We start from the raw sequence: 20,843 nt of genomic DNA on the forward strand, positions 1-20,843 counted from the left end.
GAGAACGCTACCCGCCCGGACGGGTGACGCTCAGCCGGACAGCACCAGTCCCAGGTAGGACAGCGTGGTGACGATCTCCAGGAGGGCGCCGAGCACGTCGCCGGTGATCCCGCCGAGCCGGCGTACCAGGTGCCGCAGCAGCCCGGCCGCGACGGCGAGCGCGGCGAGCACGGCGAGCGGCCCCTGCCACGGGCGGTCCGGCACCGCCGGCACGGCCAGCAGCGCGACGGCCGCCGTGCCGGCCACCAGCGCGACCGGCCCCACCGTGCCGGCCACCAGCGAGCCCAGCCCCTCCGGCCGGGCCGCCGGCACCCCGCGCCGGCACGCCAGCGCGACGCCCAGCCGGCCGGCCGCCGTCGCGGCGACCACCGCCGCGAGCGCCGCCGGCCGGGACCGCCCGGCCAGCTCCGCGAGCACCGCGGCCTGGAGCAGGAGTACGACCACCAGCGCGACCACCCCGAAGGGGCCGACGTCCGGCTTCTTCATGATCTCCAGTGCCGCCGGCCCGCGCCGGTAGGAGCCGAGCGCGTCCACGGTGTCGGCCAGCCCGTCCAGGTGCAGGCCCCGGGTGAGCAGCGCGCCCAGCGCGACGGTCACCCCGGCGGCGACCAGCGGGGGCGCGACCGCCGCGGCAAGCAGCAGCACGGCACCGAGGAGCGCGCCGAGCAGCGCACCTATCGCCGGGGCGAGCGCCATGGCGGCGCCGGCCGCGGCCCGGTCCACCCGGCCGGCGCGCACCGGCGCCGTGGTGAAGGTGGTGAGCGCCAGCCGGATCCCGTCGGCGAGCCGGACCTCAGTCGGCACGTCGGCCGGGGGCCACCGGCTTGTCCGGCCCGATCGTGGTGGGCCCCGGCCCGGCCGGCTCCGGCTCGGCGAACTCCGGCTCGGACTCGGTGCTGGTCGGCCCCGGCCCGGCCGGTTCGGGCTCGGCGAACTCCGGCTCCGTGCTGGTGGGCCCGGGGCCGGCCGGTTCGGGCTCGGTGAAGTCCTCGTCGTCCCCGCCGCCGAGCGACGGGTGCACGGGCAGGCCGGCCGCGAGCGACAGGGCCGAGCGCAGCAGCGGCAGGGCGGCCAGCGCGGTCGCCCCCTCGCCCAGGTCGAGCCGCAGGTCCAGCAGCGGGGTCAGGCCCAGCACGTCGGCGGCGAGCCGAACCCCGGGCCGGCCGCCGTGGTCGGGCAGCAGGCACCAGTGCCGGGCCTGCCCGGCCAGGTCGCGGCTCACCATGCCGGCGGCCACCCCGACCGGCCCGTCCAGCAGCACCGGTACGCGCCGGGCGGTCGCGCCGAGCAGCACGCCGGTGGCCACCGCCACGTCGCCACCGCCCAGCTCGGCGAGCACGTCCTTGGCCTCCCGGGGAGAGCGCCGGGTGCGGTGCAGCGCGTCCCGGACCGCCGCGCAGCGGACCATCCAGGCGGCGTCGTCGAACTCGCCGTGCTCGGTGATCACCCGGCCGAGGACCGCCGGGGGTTCCGCGCCGGCCGTGGCCGCCAGCACCGCCGCGGCGGCCGTCTCGGTGCCGGCTCCGCACGCCGCCAGCACCAGCAGCTGTACGCCCGCGTCGGCGGCCTGCTCGGCGAGCCGCCAGCCGTAGCGCAGGGCTGACTCGACCTGCTCGGCGGTGAGCGCCGGACCCTCCTCGATGGGGGCGGAGGTGGGCGCCTCGACCACCTGGAGGCTGGCGCCGCTCTCGGCCGCCAGCCGGGCCAGGGCCCCCTTGCCGGCGCGCGCCTGCCGGGCGCGGCGGGCCGACTCGCCGGGAGTCGCGCCGGCCGACGCCCCGCCCTCGTGGTCGCCGTGCAGCAGCAGCACCCGGACCGCACCCCACGGCGTCGGGGTCGCGGTGCCCTGGGTGGCGGCGGCGAAGCCGACCACCCGCTCCAGCACGCCGAGGCCCGCGCCGGGAATGTCCAGGGTGGCGAGCCGGTCGACCGCCTGCGGGCCGGTGTAGTCGTCGGGCATCGGCAGTTCCATGCCGGGCTGGATGACCAGGCCGGTGGCGATCATCGGCAGCGCCATGGTCGGCGCGGCCCAGTCGGCCTGGCCGGCCGCGCCGCCCGGCGCCGGTGCCGGGGCGGCCGGCGCGGCGGGGGTGAGCACCTCGGGCAGCGCCTCGTCGGGCGCGCCGGCCGCCGGCCGGGCCTCGGTGCGGGCCGCCTGCTCCGGGGCGCCCGCCTGCTCGGGGGCGCCCGCCTGGCCGGGGCCGGCCTGCGCCGGGACGTCCGCCCGGCCGGGCCGGGCCGGCGTGGTCGGGGTGGCGGCCGGCTTCAGCCAGGCGGTCTGCCCGGCCACCACGAGCGCGACGGCGTCGCAGGCGTCGGCGACCGCCCGGTTGGTCGCGCCCAGCGCGTCGGTGAACGCCCGGCCCAGCGGCGTGGTGGGCACCAGGGACAGGCCCACCTCGGGGCTCACCAGCACCAGCCGGGCGGCGCTGCCCCGGACGGCCGCCGCCAGCTCGGCGATCGTGGCCGTGTCGTCGGCCGGCTGGTGGGCCGGGTCGAGCAGCACGGTCACCCAGCCGCCCAGGTCGTCCACGAGCAGCGTCTCGTTCGGCCCGGCCGCCGCGATCACCTCGGCCAGCCGGCCGGGGTCCGCCGCGGTCTCCTCGGTGGTCCAGCTGCCCGGCCGGCGGGCCCGGTGCGCCGCGAGGCGGGTCGCCCACTCGGTGTCCTCCGGGTCCCCTGCGGGGGCGGTGGCCACGTACCGGACCGTGGGCGCGTCGGCGACCACCGATTCGGCGAACTCCGACTTGCCGGAGCGGATACCGCCGAGCACCAGGAGGGTGTTCCACCCGTCAACGGACATGCCCGTACCTTAAAGCCGTCCGGCGGGTCGCCGCCCGCCGGCCCGGCCGGCTCAGTCGCAGTGCTCGAACGGGCTGGCGTAGCTGGCCCCGCCCGTCGACCCGCCCCACTTCACGCAGACCCCGGCGGCGGTCGCCCGCACCGGCCCGGCGTAGTACTGGTAGCTGCCGCTCGCGGTCTGCCGCGCCTTGCCCTGCACCTCCAGGTACGTGGTCACCGTGGTGGCCCGCCCGACGTCGGCGTCCTTGAGGGTGACCACGCAGTTGGTGCCGGAGGCGGTGCTGTAGAGCAGGTAGACCCGGCCCCGGCGTACCCCGCCGGCGGTCAGCGTCGCCGAGTCGATCACCTGGTAGCCGCTGCCGCACACCTGCCCCGCCGTGTACGGCTGCTTCGGGCCGGCCGTGCTCGCGGTCGGCGCGGGCGCGCCCGTGGTCGGCGCCGGGTCCCCGCTCGACGGGGCGCCGGCGTCCGGCGCCGGGCGGCTCGACGTGGCCGACGGCGACCGGCTCGGCCGGCCGGTACGGCTGGGCGTCGGCTCCGCGGTGGCGCCGGCACCGGCGCTGGCGCTGGCCGAGACGTCCGGCTGCCCGGGGTCGGCGACCGGGGACTCCCCGGTCAGCGCGGCCGGGCGCTGCCCCGCGTCCGTGTCGTCGGGGGAGCGCACCGCCGCCACGACCACCGCCGTCACCACCGCGACCACCACCACCCCGGCCGCCCCGGCCAGCGCCAGCGCCCGGGCACGCCCCCGGCGCTCGGCCGGCTCCTCCAGCGTCGGCGGTACGCCCGAACCGGCGTGCCGGTCGTGCACCGAGCCGTACCCGCCGGGCGGCGGCCCGGGCTGCGCGACCCCGACCGACCAGGCCGGCCCCGGCGCGGAGACCGGCCCGGAAGCCGGGACGGACCCGGGAGCCGGGATGTGCCCGTAAGGCGGAACGTGCCCGGAAGGCGTGGAGGCGTGCCCGGGTGGCGTGGAGGCGTGCCCGGGAGCGGCAAAGGCGGGACCGGGCGTGGGGGCGGGGCCTGGTGTGGGGGTGGGGCCGGGCGTCGCGGCGTGGGCGGCCGGGTCGGTGCCGGAGGCGGCGGGCGGCGAGGCCGCGGGCGCGGCGAGCGGCGCGGCCGGGAACGCGGCGGGCGGCGCGGCCGGGAACGCGGCGGGCGGCGTACCCCCGGGCGGGCCCGGGATCGGCGCGGGCGCCGGCAGGACCGCCGGGCCCGGCACGGCCGGCCCGGCCACCGCCCACGGCGGGCGGGGCGGGACGGGGAGGCCGGCGAGGGTGGCGTCCCGGGCGTCCTGGGCGGCCTCGGCCAGGGCGAGCGCGCTCGGGAACCGGTCGGCCGGCCGCTTCGCCAGCGCCCGGCCGACCACCTCGACCACGGCCGGCGGCGTGCCGACCAGCGCCGGCGGCTCGTCCTGGACGTGCCGCATGGCCACCTGGAGCGGGTTGTCGCCGTCGAAGGGCGGCCGCCCGGCCAGGCAGTAGTACGCCACCGCGCCGAGGGCGTAGACGTCGGTGACCGGCGACACCGGCTGGCCGGCGGCCTGCTCCGGGGACATGTACGAGGCGGTGCCCAGCACCATGTGCGCGGCCGTGATGCCCGCCATGGTGGTGGCCCGGGCGATCCCGAAGTCGACCAGCACCACCGTGCCGTCCCGCTTGACCAGCAGGTTGCCGGGCTTCACGTCGCGGTGCACGATCCCGGCCAGGTGGGCGGCGTGCAGCGCGTGCGCGGCCTGGGCCACCACCGACATGGTGGACGCCGGGTCGAGCCGGCCGGCGCGCCGGATCCAGGTGACCAGCGGCTCGCCGTCGACGTACTCCATCACCAGGTAGCTGACCTGGCTGCCGTCGGCGAGGGCCGCGGAGCCGAAGTCGTGCACCTGGACGATGCCGGGGTGGCGCAGCGCGGCCAGCATCCGGGCCTCGGCGTGGAAGCGGGTGGTGAACTCGGGGTCGGCGACCAGCGAGGGCAGCAGCACCTTCACCGCGACCTCGCGGCCCAGCAGGGTGTCGGTGCACTTCCAGACGGCCCCCATGCCGCCCGTCGCGATGCGTTCGCCCAGCCGATAGCGCTCGCTGAGCACCACTCCTTGAGTCAGCACCGCGTCACCGTACCGGCCCGGGGTGTCGGCATGATCCATGTGGCGGCCGGGCCGTCCCGCGTCGGGCCGACTAGGCTTGCGGGGGTTTCCGTCCCAGGGGCGACGGCGGCGAGGGGAGACGCGGCATGGCGTGGAGCTGGCGGTACGAGGGCACGAACGGCGCTTCGGTCGACGGGCCGGGTGAGTCGTTCCCCAGTCAGGCGGACGCCGAATCGTGGATCGGCCAGGCCTGGCGGGAGCTCGCGGCATCCGGCGTCACCTCCGTCGCACTCCTCGAGGACGACCGGGTGGAGTACCGGATGAGCCTGCTGCCCCCGGTCGAATGACGGGCTACGAGCGCCCGCGGGACCCGCTGGTGCTCGGGGTGCCCCGGGCGGCGTTCCGGCCCAGCGCGATCTTCCTCGCCCTGGTCGCGGTCTTCGTGGCCAGCGGGGTGATGACCTGGAACCGGTTCGGCAACGTCCGGTTCGACGTCTTCCTCTTCGTGGTCTCCGGCTGGCTGATCTCGCTCTGCCTGCACGAGTACGCCCACGCCGTGGTCGCGTACCGGGCCGGGGACCGGGACATCGCGCACCGGGGCTACCTGACGTTGAACCCGCTCAAGTACACCAACCCGTTGCTGTCCATCGTGCTGCCGGTGGTGGTGGTGCTTTTGGGCGGCATCGGCCTGCCCGGTGGCGCGGTCTGGGTGGACCGGCACGCCATCCCCGGCCGGCTGCGGCACACCCTGGTCAGCCTGGCCGGACCGGCGACCAACGTGCTGTTCACCCTGCTGCTGGTGCTGGCCGTGCGGATCGGCCTGGGCGCGGGCGGCCCGCTGGAGTTCTGGGCGGGCGTGGGGCTGCTGGCGTTCCTCCAGCTCACCGCCAGCGTGCTCAACCTGCTGCCGGTGCCCGGCCTGGACGGCGGCAACATGATCCAGCCGTGGCTGAGCCCCGAGTACCGGCGGATGTACGACCTGTTCGCCCCGTACGGCTTCATCCTGTTGTTCGCGCTGCTGTGGAGCCCGCGGATCGGCAACTGGTTCTTCGGCGCCGTCTTCGACGTGGCGGACTTCCTCGGGCTGCCGCCCCAGCTCTACGTGCTCGGGCTCGACCTGATCCGGTTCTGGCGGGGCTGACCCTCCGGGGGCGGGAGCCGGCGCGCAGCGGCGGGGTTCTCCGCGGTGCGCGTACCTCCGCGGGAGCCCGGGCCGGCGCGGAGATCGCGCCGGCCCGGGGAGAGCGTCACGGACGCTGCGCCGGGCTCTCGGTCTTCGCCGGGTCCCGCTCAGTGACCGGCTCGACGATCTCGTCGATCGCCTTGAGCAGGTCGGCGTCGAGCTTCACGCCCGCCGCCTTCACGTTGTCGTGCACCTGCTCCGGCCGGGACGCGCCCACGATCGCCGAGGAGACGTTCGGGTTCTGGAGCACCCAGGCGACGGCGAGCTGCGGCATGGTCAGCCCGGCCTGCTCGGCCAGGGGCTTGAGCCGCTGCACCCGGGTGAGCACGTCGTCGCTCAGCCAGGACGCGATGAAGCCCGCCCCGGACTTCTCGTCGGTGGCGCGGGAACCGGCCGGCGGCGGCTGGCCCGGCAGGTACTTGCCGGAGAGCACGCCCTGGGCCATCGGCGACCACACGATCTGGCCGACGCCCAGCTCCTCGCTCGTGGGGATGACCTCGGCCTCGATGACCCGCCACAGCATCGAGTACTGCGGCTGGTTGGAGACCAGCGGGATGCGCAGTTCGCGGGCGAGCGCGTGCGCCTCGCGGATCTGCGACGCCTTCCACTCGGAGACGCCGATGTAGTGCGCCTTGCCGGAGTGCACGATGTCGGCGAACGCCTCCATCGTCTCCTCCAGCGGGGTGCTGTAGTCGTAGCGGTGGGCCTGGTAGAGGTCCACGTAGTCGGTCTGCAGGCGGCGCAGCGAGCCGTTGATCGACTCCATGATGTGCTTGCGGGACAGGCCCCGGTCGTTGCGGCCCGGCCCGGTCGGCCAGTACACCTTGGTGAAGATCTCCAGCCCCTCGCGCCGCTCGCCCTTCAGCGCGCGGCCGAGCACCTCCTCGGCCTTCGTGCCGGCGTAGACGTCGGCGGTGTCGAAGGTGGTGATGCCGGTGTCCAGGGCGGCCCGCACGCAGGCGGTCGCCGCCTCCTCCTCGACCTGCGACCCGTGGGTGATCCAGTTGCCGTACGAGATCTCGCTGACCAGCAGGCCCGATCGGCCTAGGTGTCGGAATTCCATGCCCCGACCCTAGCCCCGCCCGATCATGGTCGACATGCGGCGCGACGGGGTGTGACGCTCAGCCGGGCGGCCGGGCCTCAGAGCACCGGGCTGGTGTCGGCGAGCAACCGGTCGATCTCCGCCACCACGGCGGCCCGGCTCGGGTGCACCGGGTCGATCAGCCGCTCGCCCCGCCGGTCCAGCGCGCCCCACCGGCCCGACTCGTCGCCGACCAGGAACGCCACCGGGTGCACCACCAACGTCGGGTACGCCGGCGTGACCAGCACCCGGCCGGTCCGGTCCACCACCCCGCGGCGACCGGCCAGCTCCACCACGGCCAGGCCGTCCTCGGTGAAACCGTCCACGTACCGGCCGTCGGCCAGCGCGGTGTTCAGACCGTGGTATCGGGTCGGCACCACCACCTGGCCGGTCCGGTCCACCGCGCCCCAGCCGCCGTTCTGCCGGACCGCCGCCAGGCCGCCCCGGAACGGCCGGACGTCCTCGTAACCCGGCGGGATCTTCACGATGTTGGTCCGGTCGACCGCCATCCACCGGCCCTTGCCGTCCATCGACACCCAGGACAGCCCCTCGGAGAACGAGCGCACCGCCCGGTAGCCGTTGTTCGCCTCGATCAGCGCCGCGCCGGTGGTGTCGATCAGCGCCCAGCGGGACGCCTCCGGGCGCCGTACCCACGCCAGGCCCTCGCGGAACGGCTGCACCTCGGCGTACCGGTGCCCGATCACCAGCTCGCCCTCGGCGTCCGCGTACCCCCAGAGCTCCTGCTCCTCGTCGAAGGTCGGCACCGGGTGCTGCTCGCCGCCCAGGACCGTCTCCCGGCTGCGCGGCTTCGGCCCGAACCCGCCCGTCGCGGCCCGCTCCGCGACCGCGTCCAGCGCCAGCGTGGTACGTGCGTTCAGCTCCGGGTCCTCGCCCTGGCGCAGGTCCAGCGCCCGCTCGAAGTGCAGGCACGCTTCGGTCAGCCGGCCCTGGTCGTAGCAGGAGCGGCCGGCGTGCTCGTGCAGCACCGCGCGCAGCCGGTCGGGCAGCTCCGGCGAGTTGGCCTCAGCGAAGAGCCGGTCGGCCTCCGCGTGCTCGCCCCGCCAGCGCAGCACCTCGGCCAGCCGGGCGCGGGCCAGCGCGGTCCGCCGCAACTCGCCGGTGGCCTCCGCGTACGTGAGGGCGAGCCGCGCGTCGGCCAGGGCGTCGTCCAGGTCGCCGAGGATCCGGGACGCCACCGAGCGCAGGCTGAGCAGCCGGGCGCGGCTGCGGTTGTCCAGCGCGCTGCCGAGCTTGGTGGTCAGTCCGTCCCGGATCTCCCGCAGCGCCGGGGGATCGGGGGCCTCCTCGCGGAGGGTCTCCGGGTGCAGCCGCCAGCGGATGGCGGCGAGTGCCTGCTCCGGGTCGACCGGGCGGGACTCCCGCGGCTCGGCGTCGGCGTCCGGCTCGGGCGCCCCCTTCTCCGTTCCGTGGGTGTGCGGTGCGTCCCCCGCCGGGGTGGACCCGGTGGACGCCACGGCCGTGGTGGGCTGTGCCGGCGCCGGCTCGTCCTGGTCGGCGGGTGGGTCCGGGACCGCACGTGGCTGGGCGGGGGCCGGCTCGTGCGGGACGGTCGTCGGGGCGGTGTCGGGGGTCGCGCCGCTCTCGTGCGACGTGACTGCCGGTGTGGCGGCCTCCCGCACCGCCTGTGCCGGTGGGTCGGCCGGTGTGCGCGGAGCCGGCGGGGCGACGTCGGGGGTCGTGGTGCCCTGGGTAGCCGCCTGGGCCGGTACCTCGGCTCGGGTCGGCGGGTGCGGCGTCGGGACCGGGGCGGGCGCCGTCTCCGGGGTGGCCGCCTGGCCTTCCCTGTCGGGCTGGGCGGGGGGCCGAGCCGGGAGCGCCGGGGCGGCGGTGGCCTCCGGGGCGGTGTGCGGTGGGAGGTCGTCGACGGGCGGCCTGGGAACCGGCGCCGCGAGACCGGGGGCCGGCGGGCCGGAGACAGGCGTGGCGGAGAGGGGCGGGCCGGAGACAGGCGTGGCGGAGACGGGTGTGACGGGCGGGCTGGAGACGGGTGTGGCGGCAACGGGCGCGCCGGAGGCAGGCGTGGGGGAGACGGGCGTGGCCGGGCTCGGTGCCGGTGCCGCAGAGACGGATGCGGCGGGGTTCGGGGCGGGCGCTCCGGAAACGGGCCTGGCCGGGTTCGGCGCGGGGGCTTCCGCGACTGGCGTGGCCGGGGCCGCGTCGATCCCGGCGGCCGCGGCCGGCTCCGGCGTTCCCGTGGCCCGCGAGCCCGATCCGGCCTGGAGGCCGGCGGCCGAGGCCGACCTTTCCGGCTCGGCTGCGACTGTTTCCGAGCTGGCCACGGCCTGAGCGTCGCGCGCCGGGCCGGGCAACTCCGGCTCTGGCCGGTTCGCGGTCGCGTCGGGTACCGGGACGTCGTGCGGGGCGTCGAGCGCCGGGGCGGACGCCTCCGTCGGAGCGTCCGGCGACACCGGCGCCTTCGGCCGGAACCAGGCATCCGCGCCACCGTTCGCCGGCTCGGCGCGCCGCGCGGACGCCGCGTCCTCCGGCCGGTCGGCGGCCTCGGCGCGCCCTCCGTGCCCGCCGGCGGTGACCGGTGCGGGCACCTGGTCGCCCGCCTCCGGCGACTCGGGGCTGGATGTGGTCTCGCGGCCGTCGCCCGCCGGCCGGTCGGCCTCGGCGGGCGTGGTCGGGCCGGCGGTACCGCCCGGCCGGCGGTCCTCGGCGGGCGTGCTCGGATCGGGGGTGTTTTCCAGCCGGGTGTCCTCGACGGGCGTGCTCGGGCGGGGGGTGCTGCCCGGCGGGGGGACCTCGGTGGGCGCGGTCGGGACGGCGGTGGGCTCCGGCCGGGCGGCCGCGGGGCCGGGATAGGCGGGCGGCGCGGGTCGGACCGGCGTCGGTGCGGCCGGGGCCGGCTCGTCGACGGGTCGGGCCTGCGGTGCCGGGGTGGGGCGCGGCGGGGCCTCCTGGCCATGCGCGGTCCGCGCTGCCGGCTCGGCGCGGTCGGCCGGAGCCGGACGGTCGGGCAGCGACGAGGAGCCGGCGGGGCTGGGCAGGAACTCGACGCGCAGGTTGGCGGCGGGCGGCGCGCCGGCCGGAGCCGGGCGGTCGCCCCGCTCGTCCAACGGTGGCCGCTCGGTGGGATAGGTCGGCGGGCTCGCCGCCTCCGGTGCCGCCGGCCGGCCCGATCGATCGCCCGCCACCGGTCGGTCACCGGGGATGGCGGGCGGACCCGAAACGGGAACACCGGAGACGGGTGCCCCCGAAACGGGAGCGCCGGAGACGGGTACGCCCGAGACGGGTACGCCGGAGACCGGCGGACCCGAGACGGGAGCGCCCGACACGGGAGCGCCGGAGATCGGCCGGTGGGGAACCGGCGTTTCGAAGACCGGTGGCCCCGAGACGGGTGCCCCCGGCACGGGCATGCCGGAGACGGGCACGTTGGCGACCGGCGCCCCCGACACCGGCGCGCCGGAGGTGGGTGCCGCCGGGCGCGCCGGCTGCATCGGCGGGCGCCGGACCTCGTCGGGCCCGGTCGGCGGGACCGGCATCGCCGGCTGCCGTCGTTCCTCCGGCCGCGCGGGCCGCTCGTCCGGCCGGGACGGCTGCCGTCGCTCCTCCGGCCGCGTGGGCCGCTCGTCCGGCCGGGCCGGGGGCATGAGCCGCTCGTCCTGCCGCGCGGGCGGCACAGGCCGTCGGTCGGCGTCGGGCCGCCGGTCGGCGTCGTCGACGCGCGGCGGGGCCGGCGGGGGCGGCACCACAGGCCGGTCCCGCCGCTCCCCGGGACGGCTCGGGGCGGCCGGCATGGCCGCCTCCCGTCCCTGGTCCGGGCGCGCGCCGGGCTGGGGCTGCTGCCGGGCCTCGTCGGGGCGCGCCGGCCGGTCCCGCAGGTCGTCCGGGCGGGTACGCGCGGCCGGCTCGACCGGCGGGCGCCATCCGTTGCCCGGGCGGGCCGGTCCGGGCTCGCCCGGCCGCCCCTGCCACCCGTCCGGCCGCGCCCGGAACTCGGGCCGCGGACCGACCGACTCCGGCCGCGGGCCGACCGACTCCGGGCGCGGACCGACCGTGTCGGGGCGACGGCCCTCGTGGCGGGCCGCGTCGTCCATCGGCCGCGCGGGGCGGCCGTCGGGGCCGGGCCGGTCGACCGGCGGGCGGTGCCGCTCGTCGGGCCGGTACCCGGCTGGGTCGGTGCGCGGCCGCCGCTCGACGACCGGCCACTCCTCGTGGTGCGGGCGGGCGCGGTCGCCCGGGGGACGCTGACCGTCCCACCGCTCCTCCGGCCGGATCGCGGCGGGACGCGGCTCGGCGTACCGGCCCTGATCGGCGCGGTACGGGTCCACCGGCCGGCGCCCGGCCTCGGGCGCCTCCCGGTACGTCTCCGCGCGCGCGGCGGCGTCCCGGCGCGGCGCGCCGTCGAAGCCCCGGTCCGGCTCGCGACGCGGCGATCCCTCGTAGCCCCGGTCCGGCTCGCGTCGCGGCGGTCCCTCGTAGCCCCGGTCCGGCTCGCGTCGCGGCGTACCGTCGAAACCCCGGTCGCCCGGGCGGCCGAGGTCCTGCTCCCGCCGGTCGGTCGGGCGGGCCACGCCGGCGTCGCGCCGGCCGTCGAAGCCCTGGTCCCGCCGAGCGGGCACGTCCTGGTCGCGCCGGTCCGCCGGACGCCCGGGGTCGGCCACCCGCCGGTCCTGCCGCCCGTCGAAGGCCGGATCCCGCCGCCCCTCGAAGGCCACCTCACGTCCACCGCCGAACGCCGCCTCCCGGCGATCGTCGAACGCCGGACCCCGCCGCCCGTCGAAGGCCGGATCCCGGCGATCGTCGAACGCCGGATCCCGCCGGCCGTCGAACGCCCGGTCCCGCCGGCCGTCGAACGCCGCCTCGCGCCGCTCCATGGGCCCGCCGGGCGGTGGACCGGCCGGGCCGTCCGCCGGCCCGCGGCGCTGGTCGGGCCGCCCCGATCGCGGCGGCGCGTGGTGCGGGTGCTCGCCCGGCTCCGCCACCCAGCCCGGCTCCGGGGCGGGGGAGACCGGCCGGTGCGGCGCCGTGCCGCGCGCCGGCTCCGGGCGCACCCACCGCTGGTCGTACCGCTCGCCCGGCGCGCCGCGCCGGGAACCGTCCTCGGACCACCGCCCATCGCCGACGGGCCGCCCACCCCGCCGCCCGTCGAGGTCATCGGGCCCGGCGGGACTGACGGGATACGCGCCGCGCCGCCGGTCCAGGCCGTCCGGACCGGCAGGGCTGACGGGGTACGCGCCGCGCCGCCGGTCGAGGTCGTCCGGACCGGCAGGGCTGACGGGGTGCGGACCGCGCCGCCGGTCGACGTCGTCCGGACCGGCAGGGCTGACGGGGTGCGGGCCGCGCCGCCGGTCGAGATCGTCGGGCCCGGCCGGGCTGACGGGGTACGCGTCCTCGCCCACGGGCGCCGGGCTGACGGGGCGCACCTCGGCCCGGCCGACCACACCGGACCGGCCGCGCGGTGCGGGCGGGGTCAGGTGTTCGAGGCCGATGTCGCCCGGATAGCGCTGCCCGGGGAACTGTGGCCGCCACTCGTGGGTGGGCTCGGCCGCCCAGGACGGTTCGGCCAGCTCGCGCCAGCGGTCCCAGCCGCTCATCGGGGGACCCTGTCGCCGCCCGCGCGGCGCGGCCCCGGGGCCGGCTCGCGTCGCTCGCTCACGGCGATGTCACCTCGTTGGAAATTGTCGCGCTGGGCGCCTCGACGTGCCGGTAGAGTCGCCCGGTCCAGCACCTCGTGGCTGCGGAAGGAGGGTAGCGGCGTGGGCTCTGTCACCGCCACTGTGGCACCGCCCACGGATCCAAACGTTACCCGATGGTTTCGGACATTCGGCGCGATAGTGGCCTCCGGCTTCCGGCGCCACGCCACCTACCGGCAGGCGGCCGTGGCGGGCGTCGTCACGAACACCGTCTTCGGCTTCCTACGCTGCTACATCTTCCTCGCGGTGGCCGGCGCGGCCGGCACGGTGGCCGGCTACGACCGCGCCCAGCTCGGCACCTTCGTCTGGGCGGGCCAGGGGCTGCTCGCGGTGATCGCGATCTGGGGCTGGACCGAGCTGGCCGACCGGATCCGGACCGGGGAGATCGCCTCCGACCTGCTCCGGCCGGTGCACCCGGTGACCAGCTACCTCGCCACCGACCTGGGCCGGGCCGGGTTCGCGTCGCTGGCCCGGCTGCTGCCGCCGGTGGTGATCGGCCCGTTCTTCTTCGAGGTCTACCTGCCCCGGCACTGGGCCACCCCGCCGCTGTTCGCGCTCTCCGTGCTGCTCGCCGTGCTGGGCTGCTTCGCCTGCCGCTACCTGGTCAACGCCACCGCGTACTGGTTGCAGGACGTCCGCGGGCCGATGATCCTCTGGACGCTGGGCTCCGGCGTGCTCGCCGGCCTGTACTTCCCGCTCGGCTTCCTCCCGGGCTGGCTGGAGGCCACGCTGCGGTACGCCACCCCGTTCCCCAGCCTGTTGCAGGTCCCGCTCGACGTGCTGGTCGAGCGGGAGCCGATGCCGACCGAACTGGGCCTGGTCGGGCTCCAGCTCGGCTGGGCGGTGCTGCTGCTGGCGCTCTGCCGGCTGGTGCAGCGCCGGGCCGAGCACCGGCTGGTGGTGCAGGGTGGCTGAGCCGGGGACCCTGACCGGGTCCTGGCGGGCGTACCGGGCGCTGCTCGGGGCGCAGGCCCGGTCGCAGGCGGCGTACCGCACCTCGTTCGTGGTGGACCTGGTGGGCAACATGGGCGCCACGGTGTTCGACGTGGTGACCGTGCTGGTGCTCTTCGGGGTCACCCGGGAGCTGGGCGGCTTCACGCTGCGCGAGACGCTGGTCGTCGTCGGCCTGTCGTCGTTCGCGTTCGCCACCGCCGACCTGCTGGTCGGCAACATCGAGCGGCTGCCCCGGTACGTCCGCACCGGCCTGTTCGACGCCGTGCTGGTCCGGCCGCTGGCCGCGCTGCCGCAGCTGCTGCTCATGGACCTGCCGCTGCGCAAGGTCTCCCGGGCGGTCTTCGGGCTGGCCGTGCTGGTGTTCGCGCTCGTCTCGGCCGGTATCGGGTGGACGCCGGGCCGGGTGGCGCTGGCGGTCGTCGCCCCGCTCGCCGCGGTGGTCTTCTTCGCCGCCCTCTTCGTCACCACCGCCACCGTGTCGTTCTACTGGGTCGACTCGGGGGAGCTGGCCAACTCGGTCACCTACGGCGGGCGGGACTTCACGTCGTACCCGGTCACCGTCTACGGCGGCTGGTTCCGCGCGATCTTCGCGTACGGGCTGGGTTTCGCCTTTGTCAGCTACCACCCGGCGCTGGCGCTGCTGGGCCGGGCCGACCCGCTGGGCCTGCCGGCCTGGGTGGGCTGGGCCTCGCCCGGCGTCGCGCTGGTCGCCGCAGCGGTCGCCGCCCTGGCCTGGCGTGTCGGGATCCGCCACTACCGGAGTACGGGGTCATGAACGTCATCGAGATGAACGGGCTGCGCAAGGAGTTCACCGTCCGGGTGAAGGCCGGGCGGCTGCGCCGGGAGAAACGGACGGTCACCGCGGTCGACGGGGTGGACCTGCGGGTGGAGCGGGGCGAGATGCTCGGCTACATCGGCCCGAACGGCGCGGGCAAGTCGACCACGCTGAAGATGCTCACCGGCGTGCTGACGCCCTCGGCGGGCCACGCCCGGGTGTGCGGGCTGCGGCCGGTGCCCGACCGGACCCGGCTGGCGCTGCGCATCGGCGTGGTCTTCGGGCAGCGCTCGCAGCTCTGGTGGGACCTCCCACTGCGGGACTCGTTCGCGCTGCTGCGGCACGTCTACCGGGTGCCGGCCGGCGAGCACGCGGCCCGGCTGGCCCGCTGCCGGAGCCTGCTCGACCTCGACGAGTTCCTGGACACCCCGGTCCGGCAGCTCTCCCTGGGCCAGCGGATGCGCGGCGAGCTGACCGCCGCCCTGCTGCACGGCCCCGAGGTGCTCTTCCTCGACGAGCCGACCATCGGGCTGGACGTGGTCAGCAAGCAGGCGGTCCGCGGCTTCCTGGCGGAGCTGGGCCGGGCCGGCGACACCACCCTGGTGCTCACCACCCACGACCTGGCCGACATCGAGCGGCTCTGCCGGCGCCTCGTGGTGATCGACCACGGGCAGGTGGTGCACGACGGCTCGATCGCCGCCCTGCACAGCCGGTACGGCTCCCGCCGGATGGTGGTCGCCGAGCTGGACGCCGCGCTGCCCGCGCCGCCGGTGCTGCCGGGCGCGCCGGTGCAGCGGGTCGAGGCGGACGGGCGCCGGCTGGTCTTCGCGCTGGAGTCGGCGAGCGTCGCCGAGGTGGTGGCCGGGCTGGCCGGGCTGGCCACGCTCCGGGACATCTCGATCGTGGAGCCGGACATCGAGGAGGTCGTGGCCCGGCTCTACCGCGCCCCGGCCGAGGTGGGCTGAGCGGCCTCGCTCACGGGTGCTCCATCACCAGCACGGCGAAGGTGCCGGGGGCCAGCGCCTCGTACCGGTGCGGGGTGTCGCCGGGGAACGTGGCGTAGTCGCCCGGTCCCAGCTCGACCAGGTCGGTCTCCGGGCCGACGCGCATCCGCCCGGCCGCGACCACGACGTGCTCGACGCTGCGCGGCGTGTGGGCCTCGGCGAGCCGGACGGCACCGGGTTCCAGCTCCATCACGTAGACGTCGCGCCGGGCGTGGGGCGCGCCCGCGGCGAGCAGGGTGGCCGAGAAGTCGGCGTGCTCGGAGCGGATCCGCGGCCCCTCGCCGGCCCGGACCACCCGGACGGCGGCGGTGGGGGGTTCGACGAGGCGGCTGAACGGTACGCCCAGCGCCACCCCGAGGGCCCAGAGCGTCTCCACGCTGGGGTTGCCGGCCCCGGATTCCAGCTGGGACAGGGTGGACTTGGCGATGCCGGCGCGGCGGGCCAGTTCGGTCAGCGACAGCCCCGCCCGGTCGCGCTCCCGGCGCAGGGCGGCCGCGATGGTGGCGAGTGGGGGAGCGGGGTCGATCGCCATGTGTTCGCTCCAACAGTCGGTTTGTTCGGTTTGACGAACGCGGGTCCTTGCGTTCAGGATAATGGACCATGCGTACGGCATACCGAACGGGCGACGCCCGCCTGCTCCGCGACGTCGCCGCCATCGGCGCGGCGATGCTCGCCGTGGGCGCCTCGTTCGGCGCCGTGGCGGTGGCCGCAGGCCTGCCCGCCTGGGCCACCCTGGCCATGTCGGTGCTCGTCTACGCGGGCGGCGCCCAGTTCATGGCCGTGGGCCTCGTCGCGGCCGGCAGCCCGCTCGCGGCGGTCCTCGCCGGCCTGCTGCTCAACGCCCGGCACCTGCCGTTCGGCCTGGCCCTCGGGGGCGCCCTGGGCCCCGGGCGCCGGCAGCGGCTGCTCGGCAGCCACCTGATGACCGACGAGGCGACCGCGTTCGCGCTGGCCCGCCCGGCCGGGCCCGGGCGGCGGCGGGCGTTCTGGCTCGCCGGGGTGCTGCTCTTCCTGGCCTGGAACGCCGGCACCGGCCTCGGCGTGCTGGCCGGCGGTGCGGTCGGCGACCCGGGCGCCCTGGGGCTCGACGCCGCCTTCCCGGCCGGGCTGGCCGCCCTGCTGCTGCCCAGCCTGCGCGACCGGGAGACCCGCCGGGTGGCGCTCACCGGAGCGGGGCTGGCCGTGCTGGCCACCCCGCTGCTGCCGGCCGGGCTGCCGGTGCTGCTCGCGCTCGCCGCGTTGGTCCTGCCGGTGCTCGGTCGCCGCCGGGCGGCCGCCGCGCCGGACAGTCCGGGGACCAGGCGAGACACCCCCGGCGCCACCCCGGACACCCCCGGCGCCACGCCGGACGCCCTCGGCGCCGCGCCGGACGCCCTCGGCGGCGTGCCGGACGACCCGGGCGGCCGACCGGCGGACGGCGACGTCGCCCTCCCGGCTCGTCGCCGGCTGGCGGACGGCGACGAGCCGGGACGGGTCGTGCGGGCCGGGGAGGCGGCGTGCTGATCGCAGTGATCCTCGCCCTGGCCGCCGGCACCTACGGCTTCCGCGTCGCCGGGGTGCTGCTGCGCGACCGGCTGGAACTGCCGGAGTGGTCCCGGCAACTGCTGCCGGTCGGCGCCGCCGCGCTGCTGGCCGCCCTCGCCGCCACCGCGGCGCTGACCGAGGCCGGTGGCTTCGCCGGCTACGCCCGGCCCGCGGGGGTGCTGGTCGGCCTGCTGCTCGCCGCGCGGCGGGCGCCCTTCGTGCTGGTCGTGGTCGCGGCGGCGGGCACCACCGCGCTGCTGCGCCTGCTCGGGGTGGCCTGACGACGACACCGGCCCCTCCCCGCCGAAGCAGGAAGGGGCCGGTGTCGTCAGACGCGCCCGGTCAGATCTTGTCGCCGATGTTCACCCGCGGCGCCGGGGCACGCATCTTGCGGAACGTGATCGACCGCATGATCGCGTAGAAGTAGAGCGAGCCGAGCCGCTCGGTGCTCTTCGGGTAGCGCTCGCGGACCAGCTTCTTGATCTTCCGCGCGATCAGCACCGAGTCGATCACCACGCCGAGCGCCAGGGCACCCCAGAGCACGTTCGACAGCAGCCGGACGATCGGGGGCATGGCCTGGTTGGAGCCGACCAGCACGATCAGCGCGCCACCGAAGAACCAGGTGCCCACCGTCCGCCGGGAGTCGACCACGTTGCGGGCCAGCAGCCGCTCGGGGCCCCGGTCGCGCGGGCCGCCCTCGCGCCGGAACTCGGCCGCCGACTCGGCGCGCGCCGCGCGGCGCTGCTCCCGGGCCTCCTCCTTGGTCAGGGGGCGGGCCGGGGCGGCCGGGCGGCGACCGGCGGTCGGCCGCTTCGGGGTGGTCCGCCCGAGGTCCTTCTTGCTCGGGGTGTAACCCCGGGGCTGGGCAGCGGAGGGCGCCTCGTCGGTCGTCACCGGGGTGACGGACTCCTCGACCAGGTCGGTGGGCTTACGGCGAAACAGCGACGGCACGTCGGCAAGGGTAGCCAAACAGCCGCGCCCGGTGCACATCGCGGGTGCACCGGGCGCGGGAGGAGCGGTGTGAGGTCAGGGACGCTCGACGTGCGCGCCCAGATCCGCCAGCTTGGCCTCGAAGTCCTCGTAGCCCCGGTTGATCAGGTCGACGCCGTACACCCGGGAGGTGCCCTCGGCGGCCAGCGCCGCGATCAGGTGGCTGAAACCGGCCCGCAGGTCCGGGATGACCAGGTCGGCCGCGTGCAGCTTGCTCGGGCCGGCGATCACCGCGGAGTGCTTGAAGTTGCGCCGGCCGAAGCGGCAGGGGGTGCCGCCCAGGCAGTCCCGGTAGACCTGGATGTTGGCGCCCATCGTGTTCAGCGCCTCGGTGTAGCCGAGCCGCTGCTCGTAGACCGTCTCGTGCACGATCGACAGGCCGCGGGCCTGGGTGAGCGCCACCACGAGCGGCTGCTGCCAGTCGGTCATGAAGCCCGGGTGCACGTCGGTCTCCAGCGCCACCGCGTTCAACTCGCCGCCCGGGTGCCAGAACCGGATGCCGCCCTCCTGGCCCGGCCGGCCGGCGCGCGGCGGACGCAGGTCGGTCACCTCGTACTCGCCGCCGACGGAGCGGAAGATGTTCAGGAAGGTCATCATGTCGGCCTGCTGGGCGCCCAGCACCTCGACGTGACCCCGGGTGGCCAGCGCGGCCGCGGCCCAGCTCGCCGCCTCGATCCGGTCCGGGATCGGCCGGTGGGTGTAGCCGCTGAGCCGCTTCACGCCCTGGATCTCGATCACTCGGTCGGTGTGGACCTTGATGATCGCGCCCATCTTCTGGAGCACGCAGATCAGGTCGATGATCTCGGGCTCGACCGCCGCGTTGCGCAGCTCGGTGACGCCCTCGGCCATCACCGCGGTGAGCAGCACCTGCTCGGTGGCGCCCACGCTCGGGTACGGCAGGGCGAACTTGGTGCCGTGCAGCCCGTTCGGCGCCGACAGGTGCAGCCCCTCCGGGGTCTTCTCCACGGTCGCGCCGAACTCGCGCAGCGCCTGGAGGTGGAAGTCGATCGGGCGCGGGCCGATGTGGCAGCCGCCCAGGTCCGGGATGAAGGCGTGGCCGAGCCGGTGCAGCAGCGGGCCGCAGAACAGGATCGGGATGCGGCTGGAACCGGCGTGCACGTTGATCTGGTCGGTGCTGGCGCTCTCGACGTTGGAGGGGTCGAAGACCAGCTCGCCGTCCTCCTCGCCGTCGCTGACCTTGACGCCGTGCAGGCCCAGCAGCCCGCGGACGACCTCCACGTCCCGGATCCGCGGCACGTCGAACAGCCGGCTGGGGCTGTCGCCCAGCAGGGCGGCGACCATCGCCTTCGACACGAGGTTCTTCGCGCCGCGCACGCGGATCCGCCCTTCGAGCGGAGTGCCTCCGTGTACGACCAGGACGTCGTCGGTCAACGCAACCTCCAGCGCGTTGGTGCTGCCGTGTAGATGAGTGGGGTCCACGATCTGCATCGCTACCCGGAAGGCGGCCCGGTGAAAACGGTCCGCGTGTGTTGCCCCGGCAGCATAGCCCTCCGTGACGAAAATGGAATCGGTCACATCACCAGCGAGGGCACGAACCGGGGATTCCGGCGCGCTTCCGTGCCAGTGACGTGACCGAGGGTGATCAGGCGCCCGGCAGAGCGAGCATCTGGTCCAGTGCGGCCCGGGCGTGTCCGGCGGTGTCCGGGTCCACGGTGATCTGGTTGACCACCCGGCCGGCGACCAGCTCCTCCAGCGCCCAGACCAGGTGCGGCAGGTCGATCCGGTTCATCGTCGAGCAGTAGCAGACCGCCCGGTCGAGGAACATGATCTGCTTGTCCGGGTGGGCCAGCGCCAGCCGGCGTACCAGGTTCAGCTCGGTGCCGACGGCCCACGCCGAGCCGGCCGGGGCCGCCTCGATGGTCTTGATGATGTATTCGGTCGAGCCCACCTGGTCGGCGGCGGTGACCACCTCGTGCCGGCATTCGGGGTGGACCAGCACGTTGACCCCCGGCACCCGCTCGCGCACGTCGTTGACGCTGTCCAGGGTGAAGCGGCCGTGCACCGAACAGTGCCCGCGCCACAGGATCATCTTCGCGTCGCGCAGCTGCTCCGGGGTGAGCCCGCCGTTCGGCTTGTGCGGGTCGTAGAGCACGCAGTCGTCCAGCGAGAAGCCCATCTCCAGGACGGCGGTGTTGCGGCCCAGGTGCTGGTCGGGGAGGAAGAGCACCTTCTGCCCCTGCTCGAACGCCCAGTCCAGCGCCCGCTTCGCGTTCGACGAGGTGCAGACCACGCCGCCGTGCCGGCCGACGAAGCCCTTGATGTCCGCCGAGGAGTTCATGTACGTGACCGGGACGGTGTCCGCGGCGATGCCCAGCTCGGTCAGCACGTCCCAGGCGGTCTCGACCTGCGACAGCACCGCCATGTCGGCCATCGAGCAGCCGGCGGCGAGGTCGGGCAGGATGACCTTCTGGCGGTCCGAGGTGAGGATGTCGGCGCTCTCGGCCATGAAGTGCACGCCGCAGAAGACGATGTACTCCGCGTCGGGGCGGGCCGCCGCCTCCCGGGCCAGCTTGAACGAGTCGCCGGTCACGTCGGCGAACTGGATCACCTCGTCGCGCTGGTAGTGGTGGCCGAGCACGAAGACCTTCGTGCCGAGCGCGGCCTTCGCCGCGGCCGCCCGGGCTACCAGGTCCGGGTCGCTCGGCGCGGGGAGGTCACCCGGACACTCCACGCCACGTTCGGTGGCGGGGTCGCTGCCGCGGCCGAGGAGCAGCAGCGCAGTGGCGGTGTTGGAGGGCTCAACCCAGGTCGAAGTCACGCCCTCCA

General features: G+C 76.5%; 15 protein-coding genes and 1 pseudogene. 7 read left to right on the plus strand and 9 right to left on the minus strand.

The window, feature by feature from the left end; genetic code table 11:
- Positions 1-30: 30 nt before the first annotated feature.
- The 3 genes and pseudogenes from IEY96_RS12830 to IEY96_RS33350 form a co-directional block, all read right to left on the minus strand.
- On the minus strand, positions 31-804 hold the full coding sequence (locus tag IEY96_RS12830; RefSeq protein WP_189195042.1) for an adenosylcobinamide-GDP ribazoletransferase: 774 nt from the start codon (positions 802-804) through the stop codon (positions 31-33).
- On the minus strand, positions 794-2,803 hold the full coding sequence (locus IEY96_RS12835; protein ID WP_189195043.1) for a bifunctional adenosylcobinamide kinase/adenosylcobinamide-phosphate guanylyltransferase: 2,010 nt from the start codon (positions 2,801-2,803) through the stop codon (positions 794-796). Before IEY96_RS12835 ends, IEY96_RS12830 begins: the two co-directional genes overlap by 11 nt.
- A 759-nt stretch (positions 2,804-3,562) precedes the next feature.
- Positions 3,563-4,903, minus strand: a pseudogene (locus IEY96_RS33350) (serine/threonine-protein kinase); the annotation flags it as partial.
- Between the two features lie 125 nt (positions 4,904-5,028).
- Between IEY96_RS33350 and IEY96_RS12845 the strand changes: the two are divergent.
- The gene (locus IEY96_RS12845; protein ID WP_189195045.1) at positions 5,029-5,229 is read left to right on the plus strand and encodes a hypothetical protein; all 201 of its coding nucleotides are present in this window, start codon (positions 5,029-5,031) and stop codon (positions 5,227-5,229) included.
- Positions 5,226-6,023 (plus strand): site-2 protease family protein, encoded by a 798-nt coding sequence (locus IEY96_RS12850; protein WP_189195046.1) that lies wholly within the window; start codon positions 5,226-5,228, stop codon positions 6,021-6,023. The genes IEY96_RS12845 and IEY96_RS12850 overlap by 4 nt, the downstream gene beginning before the upstream one ends.
- Before the next feature lie 106 nt (positions 6,024-6,129).
- Here IEY96_RS12850 and IEY96_RS12855 read toward each other — a convergent pair whose 3' ends face one another.
- A complete protein-coding gene (locus IEY96_RS12855) occupies positions 6,130-7,128 on the minus strand; it encodes an aldo/keto reductase family protein (protein WP_189195047.1) in 999 nt (332 codons plus the stop codon).
- 77 nt (positions 7,129-7,205) lie between these two features.
- On the minus strand, positions 7,206-12,710 hold the full coding sequence (locus IEY96_RS32620; RefSeq protein WP_229791568.1) for a WG repeat-containing protein: 5,505 nt from the start codon (positions 12,708-12,710) through the stop codon (positions 7,206-7,208).
- Positions 12,711-12,872: 162 nt separating this feature from the next.
- Between IEY96_RS32620 and IEY96_RS12865 the strand changes: the two genes are divergently transcribed.
- Genes IEY96_RS12865 through IEY96_RS12875 form a run of 3 tightly spaced genes read left to right on the plus strand, consistent with a single transcriptional unit; the run spans position 12,873 to position 15,503 of the window.
- Positions 12,873-13,724: an ABC transporter permease gene (locus IEY96_RS12865; protein ID WP_189195048.1), complete on the plus strand. Its 852-nt coding sequence runs from the start codon at positions 12,873-12,875 to the stop codon at positions 13,722-13,724.
- Entirely contained in the window at positions 13,717-14,538 is an 822-nt protein-coding gene (locus IEY96_RS12870) for an ABC transporter permease (protein WP_229791570.1), read from the plus strand. Before IEY96_RS12865 ends, IEY96_RS12870 begins: the two co-directional genes overlap by 8 nt.
- Positions 14,535-15,503 (plus strand): ABC transporter ATP-binding protein, encoded by a 969-nt coding sequence (locus tag IEY96_RS12875; protein WP_189195049.1) that lies wholly within the window; start codon positions 14,535-14,537, stop codon positions 15,501-15,503. The genes IEY96_RS12870 and IEY96_RS12875 overlap by 4 nt, the downstream gene beginning before the upstream one ends.
- A gap of 10 nt (positions 15,504-15,513) precedes the next feature.
- Here IEY96_RS12875 and IEY96_RS12880 read toward each other — a convergent pair whose 3' ends face one another.
- Positions 15,514-16,074 (minus strand): helix-turn-helix domain-containing protein, encoded by a 561-nt coding sequence (locus IEY96_RS12880; RefSeq protein WP_189195050.1) that lies wholly within the window; start codon positions 16,072-16,074, stop codon positions 15,514-15,516.
- A 68-nt stretch (positions 16,075-16,142) separates the two neighbouring features.
- Between IEY96_RS12880 and IEY96_RS12885 the strand changes: the two genes are divergently transcribed.
- Positions 16,143-17,045: an AzlC family ABC transporter permease gene (locus IEY96_RS12885; protein WP_189195051.1), complete on the plus strand. Its 903-nt coding sequence runs from the start codon at positions 16,143-16,145 to the stop codon at positions 17,043-17,045.
- Positions 17,039-17,347 carry an AzlD domain-containing protein gene (locus tag IEY96_RS12890; RefSeq protein ID WP_148428417.1) on the plus strand — a complete coding sequence of 103 codons (309 nt, stop codon included), beginning with the start codon at positions 17,039-17,041 and terminating at the stop codon, positions 17,345-17,347. Before IEY96_RS12885 ends, IEY96_RS12890 begins: the two co-directional genes overlap by 7 nt.
- 61 nt (positions 17,348-17,408) lie before the next feature.
- Here the strand turns inward: IEY96_RS12890 and IEY96_RS12895 are convergent, their stop codons facing one another.
- The 3 genes from IEY96_RS12895 to nadA all read right to left on the minus strand — a co-directional run bounded on the left by IEY96_RS12895 (position 17,409) and on the right by nadA (position 20,835).
- A complete protein-coding gene (locus IEY96_RS12895) occupies positions 17,409-18,017 on the minus strand; it encodes a DUF3043 domain-containing protein (RefSeq protein WP_229791571.1) in 609 nt (202 codons plus the stop codon).
- A gap of 75 nt (positions 18,018-18,092) precedes the next feature.
- Complete coding sequence (gene murA / locus IEY96_RS12900; RefSeq protein WP_229791572.1) at positions 18,093-19,505, minus strand: UDP-N-acetylglucosamine 1-carboxyvinyltransferase; 1,413 nt, start codon at positions 19,503-19,505, stop codon at positions 18,093-18,095.
- A gap of 154 nt (positions 19,506-19,659) precedes the next feature.
- Entirely contained in the window at positions 19,660-20,835 is a 1,176-nt protein-coding gene (nadA, locus tag IEY96_RS12905; protein ID WP_189195053.1) for a quinolinate synthase NadA, read from the minus strand.
- Between the last annotated feature and the right edge of the window lie 8 nt (positions 20,836-20,843).

It is taken from the genome of Micromonospora fulviviridis, assembly GCF_014648395.1.
Taxonomy (GTDB): Bacteria; Actinomycetota; Actinomycetes; order Mycobacteriales; family Micromonosporaceae; genus Micromonospora; species Micromonospora fulviviridis.